Origin of the sequence: Algoriphagus sp., from assembly GCF_046296635.1 — a bacterium.
Lineage (GTDB): Bacteria > Bacteroidota > Bacteroidia > Cytophagales > Cyclobacteriaceae > Algoriphagus.
In genome coordinates this window covers 13,411-37,577 of sequence record NZ_JBKBKZ010000037.1, presented here as the reverse complement: position 1 = coordinate 37,577, position 24,167 = coordinate 13,411, and the positions used below count along the sequence as shown (strand labels likewise).

General features: G+C 41.0%; 22 protein-coding genes and 1 other RNA gene. 13 read left to right on the top strand and 10 right to left on the bottom strand.

The window, feature by feature from the left end; translation table 11 throughout:
* Positions 1 to 285: 285 nt before the first annotated feature.
* From rocF to ACK4HU_RS20410, 7 genes are all read left to right on the top strand, one after another.
* Complete coding sequence (rocF, locus tag ACK4HU_RS20440) at positions 286 to 1,236, top strand: arginase (RefSeq protein ID WP_409809606.1); 951 nt, start codon at positions 286 to 288, stop codon at positions 1,234 to 1,236.
* A 268-nt stretch (positions 1,237 to 1,504) separates the two neighbouring features.
* Positions 1,505 to 1,909 carry a GxxExxY protein gene (locus ACK4HU_RS20435; RefSeq protein WP_409809604.1) on the top strand — a complete coding sequence of 135 codons (405 nt, stop codon included), beginning with the start codon at positions 1,505 to 1,507 and terminating at the stop codon, positions 1,907 to 1,909.
* Positions 1,910 to 2,119: 210 nt separating this feature from the next.
* The gene (gene argS / locus ACK4HU_RS20430) at positions 2,120 to 3,910 is read left to right on the top strand and encodes an arginine--tRNA ligase (protein ID WP_409809602.1); all 1,791 of its coding nucleotides are present in this window, start codon (positions 2,120 to 2,122) and stop codon (positions 3,908 to 3,910) included.
* Between the two features lie 109 nt (positions 3,911 to 4,019).
* Entirely contained in the window at positions 4,020 to 4,604 is a 585-nt protein-coding gene (locus ACK4HU_RS20425; protein ID WP_409809600.1) for a glutathione peroxidase, read from the top strand.
* A 15-nt stretch (positions 4,605 to 4,619) separates the two neighbouring features.
* Entirely contained in the window at positions 4,620 to 5,528 is a 909-nt protein-coding gene (locus ACK4HU_RS20420; RefSeq protein WP_409809598.1) for a 1,4-dihydroxy-2-naphthoate polyprenyltransferase, read from the top strand.
* Positions 5,529 to 5,602: 74 nt separating this feature from the next.
* Positions 5,603 to 6,457, top strand: a complete 855-nt coding sequence (locus tag ACK4HU_RS20415) for a universal stress protein (RefSeq protein ID WP_409809596.1) — start codon at positions 5,603 to 5,605, stop codon at positions 6,455 to 6,457.
* A 7-nt stretch (positions 6,458 to 6,464) separates the two neighbouring features.
* The gene (locus ACK4HU_RS20410; RefSeq protein WP_409809594.1) at positions 6,465 to 6,818 is read left to right on the top strand and encodes a translation initiation factor; all 354 of its coding nucleotides are present in this window, start codon (positions 6,465 to 6,467) and stop codon (positions 6,816 to 6,818) included.
* Positions 6,819 to 6,949: 131 nt separating this feature from the next.
* On the opposite strand, the gene ACK4HU_RS20405 is transcribed toward ACK4HU_RS20410, so the two are convergent.
* The 3 genes from ACK4HU_RS20405 to ACK4HU_RS20395 form a co-directional block, all read right to left on the bottom strand.
* Positions 6,950 to 7,513, bottom strand: coding sequence for a DUF3109 family protein (locus ACK4HU_RS20405; RefSeq protein WP_409809592.1), 564 nt, complete (start codon positions 7,511 to 7,513; stop codon positions 6,950 to 6,952).
* A gap of 79 nt (positions 7,514 to 7,592) precedes the next feature.
* Positions 7,593 to 8,039, bottom strand: coding sequence for a PaaI family thioesterase (locus ACK4HU_RS20400; RefSeq protein ID WP_409809590.1), 447 nt, complete (start codon positions 8,037 to 8,039; stop codon positions 7,593 to 7,595).
* A 144-nt stretch (positions 8,040 to 8,183) separates the two neighbouring features.
* Positions 8,184 to 10,619 (bottom strand): TonB-dependent receptor domain-containing protein, encoded by a 2,436-nt coding sequence (locus tag ACK4HU_RS20395; protein WP_409809588.1) that lies wholly within the window; start codon positions 10,617 to 10,619, stop codon positions 8,184 to 8,186.
* Between the two features lie 154 nt (positions 10,620 to 10,773).
* Here ACK4HU_RS20395 and rnpB point away from each other — a divergent pair.
* Both rnpB and ACK4HU_RS20385 read left to right on the top strand, forming a co-directional pair.
* An RNA gene (gene rnpB, locus ACK4HU_RS20390) (RNase P RNA component class A) lies at positions 10,774 to 11,200 on the top strand.
* Between the two features lie 15 nt (positions 11,201 to 11,215).
* The gene (locus ACK4HU_RS20385) at positions 11,216 to 12,373 is read left to right on the top strand and encodes a sigma-54-dependent transcriptional regulator (protein ID WP_409809586.1); all 1,158 of its coding nucleotides are present in this window, start codon (positions 11,216 to 11,218) and stop codon (positions 12,371 to 12,373) included.
* A gap of 244 nt (positions 12,374 to 12,617) precedes the next feature.
* Here ACK4HU_RS20385 and ACK4HU_RS20380 read toward each other — a convergent pair whose 3' ends face one another.
* Positions 12,618 to 13,613, bottom strand: coding sequence for an acyl transferase (locus ACK4HU_RS20380; protein WP_409809584.1), 996 nt, complete (start codon positions 13,611 to 13,613; stop codon positions 12,618 to 12,620).
* A gap of 69 nt (positions 13,614 to 13,682) precedes the next feature.
* Between ACK4HU_RS20380 and ACK4HU_RS20375 the strand changes: the two genes are divergently transcribed.
* Positions 13,683 to 14,357, top strand: a complete 675-nt coding sequence (locus ACK4HU_RS20375) for a hypothetical protein (RefSeq protein WP_409809583.1) — start codon at positions 13,683 to 13,685, stop codon at positions 14,355 to 14,357.
* Between the two features lie 131 nt (positions 14,358 to 14,488).
* Here the strand turns inward: ACK4HU_RS20375 and ACK4HU_RS20370 are convergent, their stop codons facing one another.
* Positions 14,489 to 16,903, bottom strand: coding sequence for a thiamine pyrophosphate-dependent enzyme (locus ACK4HU_RS20370; RefSeq protein ID WP_409809581.1), 2,415 nt, complete (start codon positions 16,901 to 16,903; stop codon positions 14,489 to 14,491).
* Positions 16,904 to 17,334: 431 nt separating this feature from the next.
* Between ACK4HU_RS20370 and ald the strand changes: the two genes are divergently transcribed.
* Positions 17,335 to 18,450 carry an alanine dehydrogenase gene (gene ald, locus ACK4HU_RS20365; protein WP_409809579.1) on the top strand — a complete coding sequence of 372 codons (1,116 nt, stop codon included), beginning with the start codon at positions 17,335 to 17,337 and terminating at the stop codon, positions 18,448 to 18,450.
* 379 nt (positions 18,451 to 18,829) lie between these two features.
* Here the strand turns inward: ald and ACK4HU_RS20360 are convergent, their stop codons facing one another.
* From ACK4HU_RS20360 to ACK4HU_RS20340, 5 genes are all read right to left on the bottom strand, one after another.
* On the bottom strand, positions 18,830 to 19,168 hold the full coding sequence (locus tag ACK4HU_RS20360; RefSeq protein ID WP_409809577.1) for a zinc ribbon domain-containing protein YjdM: 339 nt from the start codon (positions 19,166 to 19,168) through the stop codon (positions 18,830 to 18,832).
* An 87-nt stretch (positions 19,169 to 19,255) separates the two neighbouring features.
* Entirely contained in the window at positions 19,256 to 19,792 is a 537-nt protein-coding gene (locus tag ACK4HU_RS20355; protein ID WP_409809575.1) for a DUF4136 domain-containing protein, read from the bottom strand.
* 72 nt (positions 19,793 to 19,864) lie between these two features.
* The gene (locus ACK4HU_RS20350; RefSeq protein ID WP_409809573.1) at positions 19,865 to 20,470 is read right to left on the bottom strand and encodes a DUF6992 family protein; all 606 of its coding nucleotides are present in this window, start codon (positions 20,468 to 20,470) and stop codon (positions 19,865 to 19,867) included.
* A gap of 43 nt (positions 20,471 to 20,513) precedes the next feature.
* A complete protein-coding gene (locus ACK4HU_RS20345; RefSeq protein WP_409809571.1) occupies positions 20,514 to 21,137 on the bottom strand; it encodes a LysE family translocator in 624 nt (207 codons plus the stop codon).
* Complete coding sequence (locus ACK4HU_RS20340; protein ID WP_409809569.1) at positions 21,134 to 22,684, bottom strand: GH3 auxin-responsive promoter family protein; 1,551 nt, start codon at positions 22,682 to 22,684, stop codon at positions 21,134 to 21,136. Before ACK4HU_RS20340 ends, ACK4HU_RS20345 begins: the two co-directional genes overlap by 4 nt.
* A gap of 49 nt (positions 22,685 to 22,733) precedes the next feature.
* Here ACK4HU_RS20340 and ACK4HU_RS20335 point away from each other — a divergent pair, with 49 nt between their 5' ends.
* Together ACK4HU_RS20335 and ACK4HU_RS20330 are read left to right on the top strand one after the other, a co-directional pair.
* Positions 22,734 to 23,402 carry a YggS family pyridoxal phosphate-dependent enzyme gene (locus tag ACK4HU_RS20335; RefSeq protein ID WP_409809567.1) on the top strand — a complete coding sequence of 223 codons (669 nt, stop codon included), beginning with the start codon at positions 22,734 to 22,736 and terminating at the stop codon, positions 23,400 to 23,402.
* 372 nt (positions 23,403 to 23,774) lie between these two features.
* On the top strand, positions 23,775 to 24,167 hold the full coding sequence (locus ACK4HU_RS20330) for a DUF423 domain-containing protein (protein WP_409809565.1): 393 nt from the start codon (positions 23,775 to 23,777) through the stop codon (positions 24,165 to 24,167).

Below are 24,167 nucleotides of genomic sequence, written 5' to 3'. Positions count from 1 at the left end.
CCCCCTCCTTGGCCCGCCCCCGGTTGTTATGTAAATTACTGGGTGGGCAGTAAAATGCGGCTGCGCAGCCGCATTTTCCTCCCCTCCCCTAAAAACAAACTCCACGGACACCGAGCGAAGTCGAGGTGAAACTCAATAAGATTTAGCTAGGGGCAGAATTGTGGATACACATATTTTTATATCGAAGTACCGCAAATCGAAAAAGTGTCAAAAATTGAATTTCATAGCCTTTTGACTAGTTTTGCCCGACCATAAATCTTGAATAAACCCAAATCCTATTTTTGAATGCGAAAAATAAAACTAGTAGAAGTTAGATCCGAAATTGCAGCAGGAACACGTGGTGCAAGTATGGGGATCGATGCACTCAAAATCGCAAGTCTGGACAAAAAGTCCAATTTCTTCACCCAATTTGACCCTATCAACGTACCGGACGCAAATAATTTTCTTTGGAAAGGCAACAAGCATCCGCACGGAAAATATATCGATGGCGTATATCAGGTATTGAAAAACGTTTATTCCACCATCGAGTCCCTCCGACTGGAGAAAAAGTTTCCCATAGTCTTGGCTGGAGATCATAGCACCGCTGCCGGAACGATCATGGGAATTAAAGCCGCTCATCCGGAAAAGCGCCTTGGGGTAATTTGGATAGATGCGCATGCCGACCTTCACACTCCATACACCACGCCCTCCGGAAATATGCATGGGATGCCTTTGGCCATGACTACTCAACTGGACAACCTGGACTGCAGGGTCAATGATGTCGCACCGGAAACCATTTCATATTGGGAAAAGATCAAAAAAATAGGAGGAGAATTTCCAAAAATTGATCCTCAGGACATCGTCTTCATATCTGTTCGTGATACAGAAGCACCCGAAGATCATCTCATCCATAAATACGGTATCAAAAATTTCAGCACAGAGGAGGTTCATGAGTTAGGGATAGTAAAAGTTGCTTCACAAGCGCTTGAAGTCCTAAAAGATTGCCAGCAAATCTACATTTCCTTTGATGTGGATAGTTTGGATAGCTCTATTTCTGTTGGCACAGGAACACCGGTACCGAATGGATTGACGGTCGAAGAAGCCATTCAACTCAATGCCGAACTGATCAAAGACAAGCGCGTCTGCTGCTGGGAAATCGTGGAAGTAAACCCCACGCTCGATACTGAAAACACCATGGCCGAAGCCGCCTTTGAAGTCTTGGAGGTCACCACAAAGTCCTTGGTGGATAATTATTGACATTAAACCTTTACCGCGGAGTCCGCAAAGGTTAAATTAGAGTTCACAAAGATTTTTACCGCTGAGTGCACGAAGGTTAAATTAGAGGACACAAAGATTTTTAAGGCTAAAAGTCTACGAAGGTCAAACCATAGAAATAAAGGTGTTTAGCACTTCATTTAGTGAATATTTCTACAACTTTTACAGGTTACAGTTCGAATTTTGTAAAAAGTTTTAGTTTCAATTTAGAAATGAAATTTAAAATTGAAATCAAATAAATTTATCTGATATGTCTTACTCACATTTTTCCGAAGACGAATTAGCTAATAAAGTAATTGGCTGTGCAATTGAAGTTCATAAAGCATTAGGTCCTGGCCTTTTAGAAAACGCATACAAGAAAATATTGGCTAAAAAATTAATGAAGGATGGATTCAACATAGAAGTTGAAAAAATACTTCCTCTGGAAATGGAGGATATTAGAATTGAGGTGGCATACAAAATTGATATCCTAGTTGAAAACAAGCTGGCATTGGAACTCAAATCAGTCGAATATCTCTCAGACCTTCATTTGGCACAAACCATAAACTATCTCAAACTAGGAAATTATAAGCTTGGACTTCTTATGAATTTTAATGTGACACTTTTAAAATTCGGTCTTCAAAGGGTTATCAATGATCGATTTAGAGCAATATAATCTAAGAATATTTTAAAAAATTAGCCTTTCCTAAAGGCTTTAAACTAAGAAACATTTCAAATTTAAGATTTCTTTAATAGCCTCAATTTTTACCTTTGAAAACTCCTATTTCAACTTGGTGAACTCCGTGGTTATTCCTTTTCTTATACCCTATGGAATCTTATCTTTGCGAACTCTTATTTCAACTTTGTGACCTTTGCGGTTAAAAAAATGAACATTCAATCAACTATAATTCAAGGCATACAGCTGGCGTTTCAGAACATTTACAATCATGATCTGCCATTGGATCAAATCGCCCTTGCCCCTACCCGGAAGGAATTTCAGGGAACATACACCTTTGTGGTTTTCCCCTTTCTGAAAATATCTCAGGCAAATCCTGAGTCAACCGCCAACCAAATCGGGGAATACCTAAAAGGGAACATTCCGAGCATCACCGGTTTCAATGTGGTCAAAGGCTTTTTGAATCTGGAATTGAACGAACTGGTTTGGGTTAACCTTTTCGAGCAAATCTATTCCAACCCGAATTTTGGCCAATTGCCTGCAAACGGTCAAAAGGTTATGGTAGAGTACTCCTCCCCCAATACCAATAAACCATTACACTTAGGACATTTGAGGAATAATTTTCTTGGTTTTTCCGTAGCCGAAATCCTCAAAGCCACCGGTTACGAGGTCATCAAGTCCAACTTAGTCAATGACCGTGGCATCCACATCTGCAAGTCCATGGTGGCTTATCAACACTTTGGAAACGGCGAAACTCCTGAATCTTCTGGTTTGAAAGGTGATCACCTCGCGGGTAAGTATTATGTGATTTTTGATCAGGAATACAAAAAACAAATCAAGGAACTGGTCGATCAAGGTCAGACTGAAGAGGAAGCCAAGAAAAATGCACCACTCCTTCTTGAAGCACAAGATATGCTTCGCAAATGGGAAGCAAATGATGTGGAAGTGGTGACGCTTTGGAAGCAGATGAACGAGTGGGTATATGCTGGTTTTGAAGCTACCTACAAAAAGATGGGCGTGACTTTCGATAAGTTTTACTACGAGTCGGATACTTACCTTTTAGGAAAAGATATCGTGGAAGAAGGCCTGGAAAAAGGAGTCTTTTTCCAAAAAGAAAATGGCTCGGTTTGGGTGGATCTGACCGATGAAGGACTGGATGAGAAGTTGGTGCGTCGTGCTGATGGCACTTCGGTTTACATCACCCAAGATCTTGGTACAGCCGACTTGAAATATAAAGATTTCCAAATCAATAAGTCAGTATATGTTGTTGGAAATGAGCAAGATTATCACTTTGATGTCTTGTTTAAGATCATGCGAAAACTAGGCAGATCTTACGGCGATGGCTTGTATCATTTATCTTACGGCATGGTAGATTTGCCTACAGGGAAAATGAAATCCCGAGAAGGAACTGTAGTCGATGCGGACGATCTGATGCAGGAAATGATTGATACGGCTGAACATCACACCAAAGAATTGGGGAAGATTGAAGGCTTCTCTGAAGATCAGGCCAAAGCGCTTTATGAGACCCTTGGTCTTGGTGCTTTGAAGTTCTTTTTACTCAAAGTCGATCCAAAAAAACGAATGCTATTCAATCCTCAGGAATCCATCGAATTTCAGGGATACACTGGACCATTCATTCAATATTCTCATGCTCGGATAGCAGCGATTTTGAGGAAAGCTGAGATGATAGGTGTACCCTATCAAGCACCGAATTTCTCAGGAATCACCGAGCTTGCTGAATCTGAAACTGCGCTGATCCTGCTTTTAAATGATTTTGAAAAGAAAATAAAATCAGCCGCTGATGAATTCTCTCCATCAGTTATTGCTCAATATTTGTTTGATTTGGCAAAGGAATACAACAGATTCTACGCGGATGTTCCGATCTTTCATGAGAAGGATTTGGCGATTCAAACCTTCCGAGTTGCACTTTCTTCCATGACTGCCAAAACAATCAAAAAAGGAATGAGTTTGCTCGGTATCACTGTTCCAGAACGTATGTAAAATGCAATGTCACCCTGACACTTCGACTCCGCTCAGTGTGACAATAGTAGAAGGATCTTCGAACTCTTCTTAGATATGTGCTAGGTCTAACAACCAAAAAAAGAAACCTATGAAAACACTTCTCTTAATTCTCAGTATTACCTTTTTCGCCTGCGGAAAGACCTTGGAAAGACCAGAGGACCAGGCGGAATTTCATCCATCATTTGATCAAACCATGGAAAGTACCTTTTACGACTTCAAGTTGAAAGACATCAACGGGAAAGAAGTTAATTTCTCAGAGTTCAAAGGCAAAAAATTATTACTTGTTAACGTAGCTTCAAAGTGTGGCTACACCAAGCAATACGCTCAATTACAGGAATTGTATGCTGCTCATGGTGACAAGATCCAGATCTTAGGGTTTCCTGCCAACAATTTCGGTGGCCAGGAACCGGGTTCAAACGAAGAAATCAAAGCCTTTTGTGATGCTGAGTTTGGCGTGACTTTCCCAATGTTTGAGAAAATCTCTGTAAAAGGATTTGACAAGCATCCACTATACAGATGGCTTTCTGACGCTTCACAAAATGGCTGGAACAATGAAGAGCCAAGCTGGAATTTCTGCAAGTATTTTGTGAATGAGAAAGGAGAATTAGTTAAGTTTTTCCCATCATCCGTAGCTCCCTTGGATGAGGAAATCCTTAAATTAATCGAAGCCTAATTCAGGAGAATAACTTTGAAAAAAGAAATTAAAACCAAAAAAGAAGCCTGGCTGCATGCAGTCAGGCTTCGTACTTTACCCCTTGCCCTTGCTAGTATTTTCGCGGGCTCTTTTCTGGCAGCTTGGCAAGATAGTTTTCGCTGGGAAATTCTTGTTCTAGCCTCTTTAACTACCATTTTTCTACAAATCCTATCGAATCTATCCAATGACTACGGGGATACGATCCATGGTGCTGATTCCTCCGAACGGAAAGGTCCTGTTAGAGCAGTTCAGTCCGGTTTGATTTCACTTACAGAAATGAAGCGGGCGATGTATATTTTTGGCATACTCTCCTTAATTTCCGGTTTACTTCTTCTCTACTCCGCTTTACAGGATTGGAAGCTGTTTGCACTTTTCCTTGGTTTAGGAATAGCTGCCATTTGGGCCGCAATCACATACACCTCCGGTAGCAATCCCTATGGATATGCAGGGTTGGGAGATATATCAGTTTTTGTGTTTTTCGGATTACTCGGAGTATTAGGAACATTTTTTCTTCACACGCTGAGTTTTGAGCCGATTACATTAGTCATTGCAATATCCTTAGGTTGCTTCAGTACTGCCGTGCTCAACATCAATAATATTCGGGACATTGAATCTGATGCAAAAGCCGGAAAGCGCTCCATTCCAGTTCGGATAGGCAGAAAGAAAGCTATACAATACAATTGGGTGCTGATTATGTCAGGAAATATGTGGTTGATAGGTTTCACCACCACCACAAAAGAATGGTACACATTACTTGTATTTTTTGCTTACATCCTTATGCTCAAAGTAGGTGTTGGGGTTCAGCTGGCAAAAACTTCTAGTGAAACTGATCCCTACCTAAAAAAGATGGCTCTAAGCACCTTACTTTGGGTTATTCTTTTTGGAATTGGGTTATTGATCTGATCAAATCATTAAAAAAGTCTTCATTCATAGGCTATTTTGGCTAATTTGGTGAAAACTTATAACCCAAAGCAATTATGATAAAAGTCTTGGTTCCTTACGATTTTTCTGAAACTGCAAAACATGCCCTTAATTTCGCAACTGGATTTTATGCCAACTATCCGGGAGTTGAGGTGACTGTATTGCACGTCATAGAAACACCTATAAACACGGGCATGGCTACAATGGGTGGTGGCTTGGAGGCGGCCCCTAATTATGAAAGCCAAGTTTATTTCATGGAGTTGGTCAATACTCGAAAAATACAACTGAAAGAACTTGAAAATAAGTTCGGAGGATCAAACTTCAATCTTAAGACAAAACTTATTCTCGGATCAGTATTTAAGGGGATATCAGAATCCATTGCGGAGCAAGATCCTGATTTGATTGTTATGGGTTCCAAAGGAGCTTCAGGACTGGAGGAAGTGATTGTAGGAAGCAACACCGAAAAGGTAGTCCGAACAGCCTCTTGCCCAGTGATCACTATAAAAGCTGAAACAGACGTTTCTAAAATGAAAAAAGTGGTTTTTGCCTCAGATTTCAGAGATTCAGATGACAGAATTGCCAATAGAATCAAAAGCATGCAGCACGTTTTTGATGCTCAATTTTACTTTGTGATTGTAAATACTCCGGGAAATTTTGAGACAACCAGAGAATCAATGAATCGCATCAGGACCTATGTTCAAATCCACCACTTTGAAAACATCAAAGCTGAGGTTTACAATTCACTCTCAGAAGAATCAGGAATCATTGAATTTGCTGACGATATCAATGCTGATATGATCGCAATGACCACGCATGGACGCACAGGGCTTTTGCACCTGATCACAGGAAGCATTGCCGAAGATGTCGTAAATCACGCCAAAAGACCTGTCTGGACTTTTCGAGTCAAGTAATTTCACTATGGGTAAAAAAGCGAACGATTGGAAAAAGCGAGATGGTGTTGTCTACTCCACAAGTGATTCTTTTGAATACAATCTAGGTGACCAAGATTCGGCGGAGACCTTACCGGCAAATCAGCAGAAGTTAAAAGTTTTGTTGGACAAAAAATCCCGTGCCGGAAAGCAAGTTACCTTGGTAGAAGGTTTTGTGGGTTCGGAAGATGACCTTAAGGAACTTGGAAAGCTACTGAAAAACAAATGTGGTGTAGGTGGATCCACCAAAGATGGAGAAATTCTCATTCAAGGTGACCACCGTGACAAGGTCCTTCAAGTGCTTTTGGCAGCTGGATACGGGGCAAAAAAGTCAGGAGGCTAATGATTAGCGATTACAAAAAATTTCAGGCAAAACTCTATCAGGTTTTGCCTTTTTGATTGATTAAGAAATCGCTAGTTTGCAATTCGGGGTTCGGAGAAAAATAATTTCTCCACAGCGGATAAATACAGCTTTTATCCTTCTATTTCTGCCAACAATTCCGCATACCAAGCTTCCCCATATTTTCGAACCAGAGCGTCCTTGAGGAAGCGATAAAGTGGAACTTTCAGGTTTTGTCCGAGTTGACATGCCGGATCACAAAGGTGCCATCGGTCGTAATTCAAGGCGTCAAATTCCTCATACTTAGTCACACGGATCGGATATAGATGACAGGAAATCGGTTTTTTCCATGAGATCTTGCCATCTAGGTAGGCTTGTTCTATACCACATTTCAGGATTCCGCGCTCGTCGTACAGTGCATAGGCACACTCTCGATTGTCACCGATAGTTGGAGTTCCTTTGTCTCCGTCTTTATCGATGATCCAAACTCCCTGCTGGGCAATCACCTGCTGGCCTTCCTCCGTGATGTAATCCTTGACTATCGGGTAGATATCCTCCAGGATTTTGGTTTCCGCCTCTTCAAGTGGTGCTCCGGCGTCGCCTTCTACACAACAAGCACCTTTGCAGGCTTCTAGATCACATACAAAAAAGTTTTCCTTGATATCATCAGACATCACCGCATTTCCCACCAAAATCATAAGAGCCTATTTTTTTTTAGTAAAAGTAATTCTTTCTACTCAAAGGTTTATTTGGACTCAGACTTCCAGCTTTTCTTTTTCACATAACTCCTTTGGAAAGCTTTGCAATCACTTGTCCTTCCTTATTTTTCACCTCACAGGGAAATTCAAAAATATGCTTACCTTTTTCGTCAACCACATTTTTCACTTCAGCTATTTGCTCTGTTTTCAAATTAAATTCGGCAAATACAGTTCCTTTGCCCGGTTTAACAAAGTCAATACTGGCGTGCTTATCCCACACTATATACTCTTCACCAAGATGAATAATGAGAATAAACATAAAGAATGGGTCACACATCGAATAGAGCGAACCACCAAAGGCCGTTCCGAGCAAATTCCGATTAAACCATGTCAACTTTAGCTGAGTTTTAAAACTCGAAAAATCCTCAGAATGATCGATCACTTTGATGCCTGATAAAAGATAAGGCGGAAACCAGTTGATAGCCCTAATCAGCCGTCTGAATTTCTTTTGGGTTGATTTTTCCATCGCAAAAGATAATTGAAATGGACTAAAACAAGAACCGCCCCTTTCGGAGCGGCTCAACCCAGCACTATGAAGAAAAGCTAATTATAGCCTTTAATGAAAGAAGAACAGTCTTGTGGATAGATTGTTTTTCAAATTTGAAAAAAATCAAAAATTAATTTCAAATCCTGCGGTAATAAATCTAGGTAAACCTACCCGGATCCCCTGCGGTCTTCTGGTAGAAATGTATCGCTCATCTGTCAGATTTTTAATGCTCAGATTGAAGGCGGCATTCCATGGTATTATTTTATAATTCATCACCGCATCCACCACGAAATACGAAGGAATCTCACCAATCAAACCATTGACCGATGGAATAACTGTATTCAATTCATCTCCAAATTGAGCACCTACATAATTTACGGTGAGTTTCGCAGCAAAACCTCCATTGGATTCAATGCCAAGTGAGGAATTAATCAACCACTCAGGCGCATAAGGAGTACGAAATCCATTGATATTGATTTCGTTAATGAACCGATCCGCATTGAAAAATGCATTAACATACGTGATATTTACATCATAGAAGATGTTCCAGTTTTTAGAATTCAATAAGTGCGAAACATCAAAATTGATTGAACCTTCTAGTCCTTGATGCCGAGTAGCTCCTGCATTGACCACTCCAAACCCCACGCCTCCCGAAGACTCGGAAACCGGAATAATCTGATTGCTGAAATTCATCAAAAAAGCTGTTGCTTCCAAAAACATCCATGGAGTTGGCGCCGATCTCAGACCAAGTTCATAATTCCAGCTTTTCTCCGCCTCCAAATCCAAGGCATCGCCAGTGGCGGTGATTGCATCTTTGGTTCGTGGTGGTGCAAAACCTTTGTGAACCCCACCAAACAAGTTGAGAGACGCCAGTGGCTTGAAATTAAATCCAACACCTGGGATAAGCTCTGACACATTGCTTGACGAGACAAGAACCGTATCCCTTATACCTTTGCCTGAAAAATTACGTCTGAAAATATCCCTTTCATAATCAAAATTCTCCCAACGCAGTCCAGCATTAACGGATACCGAATTAGAAATCTCAGTGGTATTTTGAAAATATGCACTGATTGCACGACCACTTCGCTGCTCATCTTCAATCAAATTTCCACTTCTGACACCTGCTTTGGTGCCATTTATCCGCTGCTCAAATGCTACTTCTTCCAGATATCGAACTCCTGTAACGAGATCATTCTTCCTTTGAAACAATTGGTGATTCACTTCCAGTCTTGGTTCAATCCCACCTACTCTAAATTGACGATCTCTATTTCCAGTAGAATTCCTCATGAAAATTGCTCCACCTGGAATACTTCGATCCCCCCATACTACTCCTGTCCAATTAGCCGGTGCTGTGTTCGTTTGATTGATAGAGAAGTCCTGTCGAGACCAATTGCGAGTAGTTGTGTAACCAAAAGCGATGGTGCGAAGCTTGACATTGGGGTTGAAACGATACAAATGTGTAAGACTTGCAGAATATCTACTTACGTCAAGGCGATCGTCTGGGGCCAATCTAGTAAAATCCTCCCCTCCTCGATCATACATCACTTGATTGATTCCGATGTAGGTAGAATTGGAGAGTTCATTGTAAACGCCAAGTTTAAGTCCCAACTCCGATTTTTCATTTAAAGAGAATAAAAACTTGGTATTGAAATCGGTGATATTAAACTCAGTTGGCCCAAGATTTTGGGCTACTTTTCGAAGGAGGTTAACCTGGAATCCAGTATTCCCGAAAGTGTTTCCATAATTGACAAGACCGGAATAGAAACCTCCCTGCCCTCCCTGAATTCTCACAGAACCCTCCTGCTCCTTAGGGGGATTTGGAGTGATGTAATTGACCACCCCACCGATGGTCTGAGGACCGTATAGAATTTGGCCTGAACCTTTTAATACCTCAATTCCTGCCATTCGGTCTATTGCGGGAGAATAATACATTTCGGGCTCACCATAAGGCGCAAGAGCGACAGGAACACCATCCTCCAATACCAATACAGATCTACTTCGATCAGGATCCAATCCTCTGATGCCAATATTGACCCGCATACCTACACCTTCTTCATCCACGACATGAACCCCAGGCATTCTTCTCAATACTTCATTACCTGAAATCGGCTTTAGAGATTTGATTTCATTTTTGTCTAAAAAGGAAACCGAGCCAGGTACTTTTGAGAAAATCCGATCACGATTCGCTACGAGTGAAAACTGAGGCATCTCCACCCCTGTTTCTTCAAAAGTAATTTCAAGTTTGATTGACTCCCCTTGGGTCACCGAAACCGTTTGGCTAAGAGACTTAAACCCAACAGCAGAAATCAATAAATCATATGTTCCATCTTCTAGATTGAAGAGTTGAAACTTACCATTGAAATCTGTAAATGAACCTTTGACTGTACCCTTCACTTGAACATTAGCATAGGAAACTGGATCGCCCGAAGGCGTCTTAATCATGCCTTCAATAGATAGAAAATTATCAAAAATATGTGATAGAGGGGGTGTGGGATTTTCTCCAAGTATTGGACTAGAGATCGTCAGTAATCCAGACAGTAAAGCAATATTCAACATCATCTTTATTTAGATTTATTATTAATAAGACAAAAGTATTTTTTATCTAGACTTATTCCAAATAAGAAGTCGAAGAATTTCAAAAAATATTTTCATATAGGTCAGATGTCGAAAAAAGGAATTATATCCTTATCGAAGAAAATCCCGTTCTTTGCAGAGTGCAAGTCGACTTGTCGCCCCGATAGCTATCAGGGAGGAAAGTCCGGGCAACATAGAGCGCCATACTTCCTAACGGGAAGGATTTCTGTTGGCGACTACAGGAAGACAGACAGGGCCACAGAAACAAACCGCCATTCGATACAGGGCTTGCCCTGATGCCGATAGCTATCGGCACGAAGGGTAAGGGTGAAAAGGTGGGGTAAGAGCCCACCGTCCAAATGGTGACATTTGGAGCTAGGCAAACCTTATGGGTTGAAAGATCAAATAGGTTCCGCGCCGGATGCAAATCTGGGAAAGGCTGCTCGTCTTTATGCGGAATGGGTAGATCGATGGACCCCGATCGTGAGGTCGGGGCTAGATAAATGACAAGTATTTCTCAAATCTTTTGGGAGAAACAGAACCCGGCTTACAGACTTGCACTTTTTTATTTACTTTACGACATGCCAAAGATTCTCATTATTGACGACGAGCGGTTTATCCGCGCCTCCCTCAGGGAGATCCTCGAGTACGAAAAGTTTGAAGTGACTGAAGCCCAAGACGGTGAAGAAGGTTTGGCCAAAATGCAGGAGGAAGATTTCGACCTTGTACTTTGCGATATCAAAATGCCAAAGATGGATGGGATAGAGGTTTTGGATCAGGCAAAAGCTATGGGACGGTCTCCTCAATTCATTATGATATCCGCGCATGGAAGCATCGAAACTGCCGTGGAAGCCACCAAGAAGGGCGCTTTTGACTTCATCCCAAAACCTCCCGATCTCAATCGTCTGCTGCTCACTGTCCGCAATGCACTGGACAAGAAGCAGTTGGTCACAGAGACCAAAGTGCTCAAGAAGAAGCTTTCGAAGAAATTGGACATGGTAGGAGAATCTCCTGCTATAGCTAAAGTCAAAGAAACCATCGAAAAAGTTGCTCCCACTGATGCGCGAGTGCTAATCACAGGTCCAAATGGAACAGGAAAAGAACTTGTAGCACATTGGATTCATCAGAAAAGCAATCGGCAGTCAGAACCATTTGTGGCCGTAAACTGTGCAGCAATTCCTTCCGAACTTATCGAATCCGAGTTGTTTGGTCACGAAAAAGGAGCCTTCACCTCTGCCCACAAGCAGCGGAACGGTAAATTTGAGCAAGCGCAAGGCGGAACAATATTTCTTGACGAGATCGGCGATATGTCGCTTTCGGCACAATCCAAAGTGCTTCGTGCACTCCAGGAAAACCTGATCAACCGTGTAGGAAGTGACAGAGACATCAAAGTAGATGTGAGAGTCCTTGCTGCGACTAATAAAGACTTAAAGAAAGAGATAGAAGGAGGAAGATTTCGCGAGGATCTGTATCACAGACTTAGCGTGATATTGGTTCAGGTGCCTTCATTGAAAGAAAGAAAAGAGGATATACCTCTATTAGTGGACAAGTTCCTCGATGATATCGCTCAGGAAAATGGGGATGCAAAAAAAGGAATCACCAAAGAGGCATTGTCAAAACTTCAGGAGTTTCCATGGACAGGGAACATCCGGGAACTCCGAAATGTAGTGGAACGATTGGTGATTTTGGGTGAACCTTTGATCAGCCTTGAGGACATAAAAAAATATGCTGACTATTAAGGTCAGCATTTTTTTTAGCTATTCGGATTCTGTGATGTAGGTGCTTTGGCATAAGCCGGGCAAGGTTTGCTTGAAGCACATGCTCCTAAAGCTAAAATCCCAACCAATAGTGCAATCGTGGCTAATCTTTTCATTTGTGTATAATTTGTTTTTTTTAATGCTTACAGGAATCTAGTTTAATTTCTAGATTTTACTTATCTGTTTTTATCCTTTCAAATATGTCTATTAAATCTTAAGATAGCAATTACTGCACCAACAAGTTGCAACCTCTAATCTCTGAATTGTCAAATCGGCCGAGGACCTCAAGAAATCCATTTTCGTCAAACCTGCCCAAATCCTGTGTCTCTATAAATGCACAGGAATGGAGGTTTGCCAAGTCAATTACATTAATCCCCCCTTGGGATCTGCTGGACCAGCTGAGTGGATCGTTCACGTCCCGAAGCATAACGCGCATTGTCACAGGAAGCGTATATTTTCCCTCTCCTTTTGAGTATGCTTGAGACATCAATTCTGTCATACCATATTCAGAATGTACGGTATTTACTCTGAAAAAGGATTTCAGAATATCATGAACTTCCTCTCGGATCATTTCCTTTCGTCTGCCTTTCATCCCTCCTGTTTCCATTACGATCAGATTTTCCATTGGGGAAAAATCCTTGCCCGATTCTGCCAAATCAAGTAATCCAAAAGTCACTCCCAACAATAGTACTTGTCTTGAGTCATTTTTAAGCATTTTCAACTTTTCAAGCAACTCATCCTGATTATATAGGTAAAAACCTGAGTGAGTAGATTGGGAACAGTTGATAAAATGTTGGGCCATTGAAACCAAGCTGCTACCTGGACGCTCTAAATATGCCGGAAGCAAGGCCAAGACATGAAAATCAGTCAGTTTCCCATACTCCTTTTCAAAAATCCGCCGAGCATGCTCCAAATACCATTGCTCTGACCAGATGAAATGCTTGCTGGTAATCATACCTGTGGTTCCGCTGCTGGAATAAAATGAAGAAAAATCATCTACCTGACCGCAGATTACAGGGAAATCTTTGAAAAATCGAATGGGTAAAAAAGGAATTGAGGATATTGAATTGATTGACTTTATATCTACTTTTCTAGCATTGAGATAAGCATTATAAACCTCATTTTCAGCAGATTGAAACTGGAATAAATCCATCGCAAGATCTTCAAACTGACTGTTATTCAAAAAGGGTAGACTTTCTGAAAAACTTTTAAATTCTTGCATCGTTTTATATTTTGCGTTTTTACTAAAAAAAACTAACGTTATTTTCGGGTGTAAATTTACCTTCAACCAATGCGATTCAAAAACTATTTAGGATTAATCTTGATCTCGGTCCTAGGTGGGACTTCCTGCATCAGTCCGCCTGATAATTTTCCGAGCGTTCCTCAAATTGAATTTTCGACCATTGAGTATGTTCGTACATCAGGCCAAGATTCTTTGATCATAAGTGTAAACTTCAAGGATGCTGAGGGTGATTTGGGACTTTCAGCTACGGATGTGAATCCACCTTTCAATCCTTTGAATTATCTCCGAGATGCAGCAGGTAATCTGATTACGTATTCAAAACGTCCTTCTAATGCCCCCAATTATAATCCGATTGACTGGGTTGTTGATCCAATTATTAACAATACTGTGGTCAAAGACACCATTTGGGTTAGGCAAAATGAGAATCAATACAATATTTTTGTAAGATTTTACATCAAAAGGAGTGGTCAGTTCAGAGAATTTAGATGGCAAGACCCACCATTTTTCAGCACATTCAACGGTAGATTTCCAAGAATTCTTATTACAGAAGAAGCTCAATCAGTTGAGGGAAACATCAAATACAGAATGCTTTCATCAGGTTGGGAATCAATTTTCAGAACGGATACCTTGCGTATAGATGTGGAAATACAAGATCGGGCTTTAAACAGGAGTAATCAAGTCTCAAGCCCAGAGGTAACATTAAGGCAAATCACAAGAAATTAGACACCAAAAAGCCCTCGAAAAGAGGGCTTTTTTATGTCAGACTGAGCGGAGTCGAAGTCTGTTTTTAAAACCTTGATTTCCACGTCGTCTTAGCAATATTTGACAAAAAATATTGAACTGCCTCAGTATTTTTAAAGGGAAGGAAACTTTTTGGGATTCGCTTCATGCATGATTTCGTAGATTTTTTCTACAACATCATCCACGCTTGGTTTTGAAAAATAGTCTCCATCAGATGAATATGCTGGTCTATGTGCTTTTGCTGACAGAGTTTGAGGTTCGGAATCCAAGTATTTGAAGATGTTCTGACCATCCATCACTTGTTGAAGCATAAAAGCAGAAGCTCCGCCGGGCACATCCTCATCTGCGAATAGTACTCGATTTGTCCTTTTGATGGAATCTCCAATCACACCATAGGTGTCAAATGGCAATAATGTCTGTGCATCAACAATCTCAACAGAAATTCCTATTTCGGCTAAAGCCCCGGCAGCTTCAGCTACTATACGGCACATACTTCCGTAAGTAACGACTGTTATATCCTTGCCTTCACGAAGTATTTCCGGCTTACCCATAGGCACATTGAATTCTCCAAGATTCAAAGGCATTTTTTCCTTCAGGCGATAACCGTTAAGGCACTCTATTACAATTGCAGGTTCGTCAGATTCCAACAAGGTTTTGTACATACCTGCGGCCTGAGTCATATCTCTTGGCACACAGACAATCATCCCTCTCAAGGAGGATAAAATCATCCCCATTGGTGAACCTGAATGCCAAACACCCTCTAGCCTATGTCCTCTTGTTCTGACGATTAATGGTGCCTTTTGTCCACCTTTTGTGCGGTAAAGCAAGGAGGCCAAGTCATCGGAAAGCATTTGCAATCCATAAAGCAAATAATCCAAATACTGAATCTCTGCTACGGGTCTGAGACCTCTAAGTGCTGCACCTATCCCCTGACCTATAATGGTACACTCTCTAATTCCAGTGTCTGAAACTCGATTTTTTCCATATTTTGCCTGAAGACCTGAAAAAGCCTGATTTACATCTCCAATTTTCCCAACATCCTCACCGAAAGCGAAGAATCGTGGATCTTTTTCAAGTGTGTAATCAAAAAATGCCTGTAAGATTTCCCGGCCATCAACCATGGCAGACTTTTCATTGTAGAGAGCCGGCACCTCTTTAACCTTCTCAACCGCCCACTCAGTTTGACTGTACAAATGGCTGTTGTAACGATCAAGATTTTTTTCTTCCTGAACCTTATACCAGTTTTTAAGGTCACTTTTTAGGTTTTCTGAATCGAATCTCAAAAGTAACAAAGCTTTCCTAACCGTGCTGATCGCATCTTTTCTAATCGGATTGAGGGTCTTAGATAAATCCTCAGCCATCTGAAGCAACACAACTTTACGAGTACTTTTTTCCGCCGTGGATTTCAGTAATGAAATTACTTCCTGAATTTCGTTTTTGATTTCACCGGAGAACTCATTCCAAGCAGCGTCTTTTTGTCGTTTGACTTCGACTTTCGCTTCATTATCGATTTGGTCAAGCACATCATCGCTAGCTATGCCGTTTGAGATGATGTAATCTCTGAATTTGACAATACAATCCCAATCCTTCTCCCATTGTAGTCGCTCTGCTGATTTATATCGCTCATGTGATCCTGAAGTAGAGTGACCCTGAGGCTGAGTCATGTCTTCCACATGTATCAAAACCGGAATATGACTTTTTCTGGCCAATGCTCCCGCATGTAAAAACGCTGATTTCAGTCCTTCGTAATCCCAGCCTTTGACCCGAATGATTTCAAAACCTTTTTCATTCTCGTTTCGCTCAAAGCCCATCAACACTTCCGAGATACTTCCCTTGGTGGTGTGGTATTCCTTGGGAACGGAGATTCCATATCCATCATCCCAAACTGAAATCACCATAGGAACCTGTAAAACTCCGGCAGCATTAATCGACTCGAAAAACATTCCCTCCGAGGTAGAAGCATTACCAATTGTTCCCCAGGCTACTTCATTCCCATTTACAGAGAATTGAGTAAGGTTTTTTAGTTCTTTGTTTTCTCTGAAAAGTTTAGAGGCATAGGCTAAACCCAAAAGTTTTGGCATCTGCGCTGCTGTGGGTGAAATGTCAGCTGCTGAATTATACATTTTGGTGAGCTCTTTCCAATCACCGTTCTCATCAATGGATCGTGTCGCAAAGTGCCCGTTCATCAGACGACCGGCACTGGCTGGCTCTGCTTCAACATCTGTATGTGCGTAAAGCTGTGCAAAATATTGCTGAACTGTCAGTTCACCAATCGCCATCATAAAAGTCTGATCCCGATAATATCCGGATCGAAAATCACCAAGCCGAAAAGCTTTGGCCATAGCAAGCTGCGCCAGTTCCTTTCCATCACCAAAAATCCCAAACTTTGCTTTTCCCATGAAGACCTCTTTTCGGCCCATAAGAGAAGCATGCCTACTCATCACCGCAAGTCTGAAATCATTCAATACTTCTTCCTTTTGATGATTCGGTACTTCCGGAATTTGCGTTTGTGTTTTGGTTATTGCCATTTGCGAGTTTAATCTAATTGTTACTTTGGGTTTATACGTTTGCACTTAGCACTACCAAAAATAACCAAATTTGATATTGATACAAATTTCGGCTTTACATTTTTGCAATCAAAAATTTTGAATCAATTGCATTATTTTCATCCAAAAGAAATAATATATCGTAAATCGGCAACAAACATTTGAAATGTTTGAAAATCAAGAATCAAGGAAAATTCAACAAATAAATATTTTCAAGAAAAAAATATTCGAAATATTCGTCTTTAAAAAATTAAATTTTGGAATAATCTGCATCCTACAGAAGAAAAGTAAAATAAAGTACGGAAATCCAGCTTTTCACCAAATCATTACCAAATACTATTTTTTGAAGGGCTTTATGGATTCTTTTTGCTTGCTATCTTTGTGTCGAATATAAAAATCCAAATACGATAGCCATGATAATAGGTGTTCCTAAGGAAATTAAAAACAACGAAAATCGGGTAGCTCTAACCCCAGCCGGTGCGAAAGAATTGATCAAAAGAGGACATACTGTTTATGTTCAGCATACCGCCGGCGAAGGCAGTGGTTTCCCTGACTCCGAATACGAGACTGCCGGTGCAAAAATCCTCCCTACCATCGAAGCTACTTATGAGATCGCAGAGATGATCATCAAGGTCAAAGAACCGATTGAATCTGAGTACAAGTTGATTAAGGAAAATCAGTTGTTATTTACCTACTTTCACTTCGCATCGTATGAGCCTCTGACCAAGGCAATGGTTGCAAGCAAAGCAGTTTGTCTGGCTTACGAAACAGTAGAAAAAACTGACCGAAGCCTTCCACTTTTAGTACCTATGTCTGAAGTAGCAGGCAGAATGGCTATTCAAAAAGGAGCAAACTACCTTGAGAAGCCATTCAAAGGGAGAGGCGTCCTTTTGGGAGGAGTACCAGGTGTACTTCCTGCCAAAGTCCTTATCCTAGGTGGCGGAATCGTCGGAACCCAGGCAGCTTGGATGGCTGCTGGTTTGGGTGCCGACGTGACGATAATGGATGTATCTCTTCCTCGTTTGAGATACTTGGCAGACGTAATGCCCGCCAATGTGAAGACGATGATGTCAAATGAGTACAATATCCGCACTCTGATTAAAGATCACGACTTGATCGTCGGAGCGGTGCTAATCCCTGGTGCAAAAGCACCTCACTTAATCACTCGCGATATGTTGAAGGATATGAGACCTGGAACGGTAGTGGTTGACGTGGCAGTAGATCAGGGAGGTTGCATTGAGACATGCAAGCCAACCACACATGAGAACCCAACTTACATTATCGATGATGTGGTTCACTATTGTGTGGCCAATATGCCGGGTGCAGTTCCTTATACTTCTACCCTAGCACTGACTAATGCGACTTTGCCTTATGCAATTCAACTGGCAGATAAAGGCTGGAAACAAGCAGCTCTGGAAAATCCTGATTTGGTACCAGGATTGAATGTCATCAACGGAGAAATTGTGTATGAAGCAGTTGCTCAGGCATTTGATATGCCATACACTCCAGTAGAAAAATATTTGGCTTAATCTTAAATAGCTTTTAAATGATAAATCCCTCTGGTTCGCTCCGGAGGGATTTTTTTTGTAACTTAAGACTGTTGGGGACAAATTAGCTTGGAATCAATCCGAAATCCAAATTCAAATCCCCCCTACCCCCTTTGATTAGCATTTTCTTTCTCATCAGTAATCCAAATTCAAGGGGGAGTTGGCCCTTCTGCCAACTGAGACCGCCTTTTGATCACCTCAACCACCCGATTCCTGCGATTCTTTCAGCTTTCTGACTTTAGCATTCTCACTTAAATCTGCAAACTGAGACTGCCTACCGATCACTTTATTTTATTGCGAATAAAAACTGATAAATTTTTTAGGAAATCTGCCTACTGCGACTGAATACTGAATACTGATACTACGCTTTCCTCACAAATTCAGACTTCAGCGCCATTGATCCAAATCCTTCTATCTTACAATCGATATTGTGATCTCCTTCTACCAGTCGGATGTTTTTCACTTTCGTGCCGGCCTTGATGGATTTTGGTGCACCTTTCACAGGAAGATCTTTTGCGATCACCACAGAATCTCCGATTACTAGGATCGTCCCATTAGCATCTTTTACGACCAAGCCAACTTCTACTTCAGCTTCTACATTAGGATCCCATTCGTGACCGCAGTCAGGACAAACCATCAGGTTATCCATTTGATAGGTGTACTCGGATTTACATTTGGGGCAAGGGGATAAATTTTCCATAGGACAAAGATAAAAAGTTTATACCAAGCCTTTGCCTAATCTCTTACATACACAAGCTACCAAGCATCAGATTACCTAGCTAAATTATCAATATAGCGAGGTCAATAACTGATGGAGTACAAGATCCATCTTATCGAGATCAAATTGACGATCGCCTCCATAAACAACTCCAGAACTGATTCCCATCCAAGCAATTTCATTTGTTTTAGAGTCTTGAATCAAAAAAATCACCTTTCCAATCATTCCAGAATTAATTACTACACTCCTCCCTAGGCCACCATTGGGAAAATCATCACCAGAATTTATTGCCCTATAGAAAGGCCCTGGAATAGAGGAATTGGATACCTCTGCCCTCTCAATAAAATCCCGGGAAACAATCACTCCCTGGATCAAAAAATCAGGGTTTTCTGAAACTTCCTCAAATCCAAACTCGATCAGTTTGTCTCTGAAGGTGAGTTTGATTCGCTCATTCCTTTTGTCAGAATAATCCTTTTCGATCATTTTAAAAGTCTGATATTCGTTCAGCAATTCAGAATTTGCGAGGGTATCAACAGACATGACTTCTGAAACTTTGCATGAACCCAAAATAAAAATTAGAGCGAGTAATGGGAGTATATTCTTCATATTTCAAGGATTTTTAAGGAAATAATTAAAATTACGGATTATTCAATAACTAGTTCACAATGAACCAATATTTTAGAAATTCATTCTGAAATTTACACCAGAAGTACCCAAACTTATATTTTGAACCAAACCAGGAAGCTCTTTCCCATGAACTTGATGAAAGCCATACATCACCCCATCAAAAGCCAACAGAAAAGCTCCTTGAAGAATAACCGATTTTCCAAATCCGATCAGTCGGTCATTATCTTTTCGCAGCCCTCTTTCCTTCATATATAATCCTCCAGCCATATATGCAAGATCTAAGGCTCCATTAAATAGGAGTACTTTCTCGATTCCATGCTGCGCTTCTACGGTCGCCCAAAAATCAGTACCTGGAGTTTCCTTTGTAGCCTGATAATAGCCAAAACCTGCGATAAGCAGATTTACCGAGTTCCAATACAAATTCATTTGATGAAAGGCTTTTGTCTGCCCAGTCGTCTGACTTGCTCCTATCCCACCCCAAACCATATTTCCCACTGCCCATGAGCCCAGAATTAGCATTCCCTTCTCGTTGTAATCCAATCGAGTCTGATTGAAATCTTGGAGAACCGGAATATCCTGCGCCAAAAGTGGAAACGAGCCAAGGAGAAGCAGTAAAAATAATACAGACTTAAATGCGGGATTTGGAGTGGAGATCATATATCCTTAAACCTACAATAATCTATTTGGTTTGACTTCTATCTTAACGAGAAAATGTACTCCAAATCATTTTTATCCCAAAGTAACAAACCAAAACTCCAACGCTCCTATTCATAATCAACCGGAATTTAGGTGTCATCAGATGGGTTAATTTTCCAGCGATAAATGCCTTAAGTAAGTCTATTCCAAAAACAGTGAGAAGTAATCCAAAATAATAGGTGATCACAGCTGTCTCATCCCAGTTTGATTTGAGTGTCACCAAGCTTGCGATAGAAATCCAAAAAAGCATCACAAAAGGATTGATTCCATTAATACCAAAACCTTTGGCAAATGCGGTTCGCTTTTTCGCAGTTGGCAGGGGAATACCTCCGGAGTTTGGTCTTGAAGCATCTTTTTTTCCAAAAAATCTTATTCCAAAACCAACCAAAATCACACCACCCACATAGCCAAGTGTTGTTTCAATTCTAGGCGATTCAGTCAAAAAACTAACTCCAAAAAAGGTAATCACCACATAAATCAGATCGCTCACCAAAATTCCTAGGGCAAGTATCGCTGCATATCGAAATCCCTGCTCAATGCTCGCTGTAATGAGTGCAAAGAACACCGGACCTACCATCAAAGAAAGTACAAGCCCCATCCCGATTCCTTCAAAGAGTGCCTGAATCATTTAGAATATCCTTTTTCTGAAATAAATTTTTGCCAATTTTCAGCCTTATCACCTTTCAAAACCCTCGGGAATTTATTCTGACCGCCTTCTTTTCCCTGACTTTTCATCCAATCATAAAAGACAGCAGATGGCAAAACATCCACAATAACCTTCTTTAGCGCATGCTTACGCTCCACAGCATAGTCGTCATTAAGTGCTTTGAGATTCAAATCAAGGGCTTCTTTTAGCATTTCGGAATCGACCTTATCATCCGAACCTACAAACCAATGATGAGCAAAGAGGCTTTTGTGAGGTACTCCCAAAACTGTGAATTCCTTTACTCGAAAATTGAGTTCATCTGAAGCCATTTCGATCGCCTTATTCATATTGTCCACAGAAAGATGCTCCCCACACAAACTCAAAAAGTGCTTTGTCCTACCTGTAATGATGATCTCTGATTCTTCTTTGGAAACAAATCTGACTACATCACCTATCAAATACCGCCAAGCACCAGCGCAGGTTGTGATCAATAATGCATAGTCTTTACCCTCTTCAATTTCATCGATTTTAAAGGTTTTTGCAGATTGCCTTACATTCCCTTCCTCATCAAAATTTTCCTCCGAAAAAGGAATGAATTCATGAAAAATCCCATTATTCAGCACCAAACGCATGGATTTTCGATTTGGCAAAGCCTGAAAAGCCAAAAATCCCTCTGATGCCAAATAGGTTTCAATATAGACTAATGGCTTTCCAAGTAGCTTTTCAAATCCCTTTTTATAGGGCTCAAAAGATACCCCACCATGCACGAAAATCTGAAGATTTGGCCAGATCTCATGAATATGCTTCACATTATAACGCTCGATGATTTTTTCCATCAGGAGCTGCAGCCAAGCCGGAACCCCGACGATGATCCCAATATCCCAATCTTTGGCTTGATTAACGATCTGATCCAGTTTATCGCCCCAGTTTCTGTTTTTGGCTATTTTTTTCCCAGGCTTGTAAAATCGCTGAAGCCAAATCGGAAGTTTGCTGGCGGTAATCCCGCTCAAATCTCCGGAAAAATAGGTGCCATTAAATTCCAGGTCTGTACTTCCTCCCAGCATCAAAATTCCCTTGGTGAAAAGCGATGCAGGTAATTCATATTTGGAAAGGCTTAATATTTGCCGAACGCCTGTTCGACGGATGGCATTGGCCATAGCCTTAGTGATTGGGATATATTTCGATGCAGCCCCAGATGTTCCCGAACTCAGCGCAAAGTATTTGACGGCACCGGGCCATGTGACATTTTTCTTTCCTTCTTGAAGTTTTTTCCAAAACTCTTCATGAATCGAATTATAGTCATAAATAGGTATTTGGTTTTTGAACAAGTCGTAAAACTCCTGGTTTCCATTCTTAAAACTCTTCAACACTTTTTGAAAGTCATACTTTTTCCCGATTTCAGTTCGCTCAGCTTTCATAAGAAGCTTTCTGAGTTGATCTTTTTGGAGGTCAATGGGACTTGAATATTCCTGTTCCAAACTCTCCCTGAGACGAATGCCTTTTTTGAGCAAGTTGCTGAGTATTGCCATATCTTTGTTTTGAGCGTTAAGTAGAAAAATGAAAGCCTAAAATTATAAAATGGATATTAAAGCCAATTTAGAAGTTGTTAAAAAATCATTTCCAAATCCAACTTGCAAACTCATCGCAGTAAGCAAAACCAAACCTCTTGGTGATCTCAAAGCTGCCTACGAAGCTGGAATCCGGGATTTTGGTGAAAACAAAGTTCAGGAAATCCAAGCCAAGCAACCCGAGATGCCAGCCGACACTCGTTGGCACATGATCGGTCATCTCCAAAGCAATAAGGTCAAATACATCGCTCCATTTGTTCATCTGATCCAAGGAGTCGATTCCTTCAAATTGCTTCAGGAAATCAACAAACAGGGCAAAAAAATCGATAGAACTATTTCCGTGTTGATCCAAATGCACATCGCCGAGGAGGAAAGTAAATTCGGTTTTGATCGGGCGGAAATGGATGAAATGCTGGGTTCAAAAGAGTTTGCAGAATTGACTCATGTAAAGGTCATCGGACTGATGGGCATGGCAACTTTCACTGAAAATAAGGATCAAGTTCACAAGGAATTCAGAGGATTGAAGCAGCTTTTCGAAGAACTAAAAGCCAGAAGTCTTCCGGATTTCGTTGATCTACAAGAAATCTCCATGGGAATGAGCGGAGATTACAAAATCGCTCAGGAAGAAGGAAGCACGATGGTGAGGATTGGGTCAGCGATATTTGGAAGTCGGGGGTGATTTCGGATTTCGGATGGCGGATTTCGGATTTCGGGTTTGGGAAAAAGGACAATTAAATATTGATCCAATGGATAAAATGGCCTCGACTTCGCTCGGCCACCGGAAATTTGGCCATAGAGGAGAGTTAGAAAATGCGGCAAAGCCGCATTTTCTAACTCTCCTCTAAAAACAACCAGCATCGGTCACCGAGCGAAGTCGAGGTGAACCAATTTTAAAATTTGAATTCTGGAATTATTTCATCTGTTTATAATTGTTTTAATTGGTCAGATGGAATCTTCGCATGGATTAAAATCATCCCAGTGTGTGACGTTCTCGTGATGCTCGATTTCAGATATACAAATAATCAACCAATAACTCTATAACCCATACCTTTTGAAACCAACAACAATCATCCAAACAGCAGCAATTTTTGGCACCATTGCCGTAGGAATCGGAGCATTTGGAGCTCATAGCCTTAAACCGATACTGGAAGCTTCCGGTAGATTGGAAACTTTTGAGACAGCCGTTAAATATCATTTTTACCACTCCTTGGCTCTTTTTGGGTTGGGTGTTTTAGCTTTTGTAAAACCAAATTGGAAAAAGTTAGGTTTGAGTTTTTGGGGATTTTCCTTAGGGATTTTGATTTTCTCAGGTTCTCTGTATGTGCTTTGCCTGAGCGGAATTACATGGTTGGGAGCGATTACACCTTTGGGTGGCGTGGCATTTATTCTGGGTTGGTTGGGCTTATTTTGGGGAGGAATGATCGAGAAGAAAAATGAAATCTAG

Coding starts and splice junctions, on each gene's coding strand:
- rocF (WP_409809606.1), top strand. CDS start 286: ATGCGAAAAATAAAACTAGTAGAAGTTAGATCCGAAATTGCAGCAGGA.
- ACK4HU_RS20435 (WP_409809604.1), top strand. CDS start 1,505: ATGTCTTACTCACATTTTTCCGAAGACGAATTAGCTAATAAAGTAATT.
- argS (WP_409809602.1), top strand. CDS start 2,120: ATGAACATTCAATCAACTATAATTCAAGGCATACAGCTGGCGTTTCAG.
- ACK4HU_RS20425 (WP_409809600.1), top strand. CDS start 4,020: ATGAAAACACTTCTCTTAATTCTCAGTATTACCTTTTTCGCCTGCGGA.
- ACK4HU_RS20415 (WP_409809596.1), top strand. CDS start 5,603: ATGATAAAAGTCTTGGTTCCTTACGATTTTTCTGAAACTGCAAAACAT.
- ACK4HU_RS20410 (WP_409809594.1), top strand. CDS start 6,465: ATGGGTAAAAAAGCGAACGATTGGAAAAAGCGAGATGGTGTTGTCTAC.
- ACK4HU_RS20405 (WP_409809592.1), bottom strand. CDS start 7,513: ATGATTTTGGTGGGAAATGCGGTGATGTCTGATGATATCAAGGAAAAC.
- ACK4HU_RS20400 (WP_409809590.1), bottom strand. CDS start 8,039: ATGGAAAAATCAACCCAAAAGAAATTCAGACGGCTGATTAGGGCTATC.
- ACK4HU_RS20395 (WP_409809588.1), bottom strand. CDS start 10,619: ATGATGTTGAATATTGCTTTACTGTCTGGATTACTGACGATCTCTAGT.
- ACK4HU_RS20385 (WP_409809586.1), top strand. CDS start 11,216: ATGCCAAAGATTCTCATTATTGACGACGAGCGGTTTATCCGCGCCTCC.
- ACK4HU_RS20380 (WP_409809584.1), bottom strand. CDS start 13,613: ATGCAAGAATTTAAAAGTTTTTCAGAAAGTCTACCCTTTTTGAATAAC.
- ACK4HU_RS20375 (WP_409809583.1), top strand. CDS start 13,683: ATGCGATTCAAAAACTATTTAGGATTAATCTTGATCTCGGTCCTAGGT.
- ACK4HU_RS20370 (WP_409809581.1), bottom strand. CDS start 16,903: ATGGCAATAACCAAAACACAAACGCAAATTCCGGAAGTACCGAATCAT.
- ald (WP_409809579.1), top strand. CDS start 17,335: ATGATAATAGGTGTTCCTAAGGAAATTAAAAACAACGAAAATCGGGTA.
- ACK4HU_RS20360 (WP_409809577.1), bottom strand. CDS start 19,168: ATGGAAAATTTATCCCCTTGCCCCAAATGTAAATCCGAGTACACCTAT.
- ACK4HU_RS20355 (WP_409809575.1), bottom strand. CDS start 19,792: ATGAAGAATATACTCCCATTACTCGCTCTAATTTTTATTTTGGGTTCA.
- ACK4HU_RS20350 (WP_409809573.1), bottom strand. CDS start 20,470: ATGATCTCCACTCCAAATCCCGCATTTAAGTCTGTATTATTTTTACTG.
- ACK4HU_RS20345 (WP_409809571.1), bottom strand. CDS start 21,137: ATGATTCAGGCACTCTTTGAAGGAATCGGGATGGGGCTTGTACTTTCT.
- ACK4HU_RS20340 (WP_409809569.1), bottom strand. CDS start 22,684: ATGGCAATACTCAGCAACTTGCTCAAAAAAGGCATTCGTCTCAGGGAG.
- ACK4HU_RS20335 (WP_409809567.1), top strand. CDS start 22,734: ATGGATATTAAAGCCAATTTAGAAGTTGTTAAAAAATCATTTCCAAAT.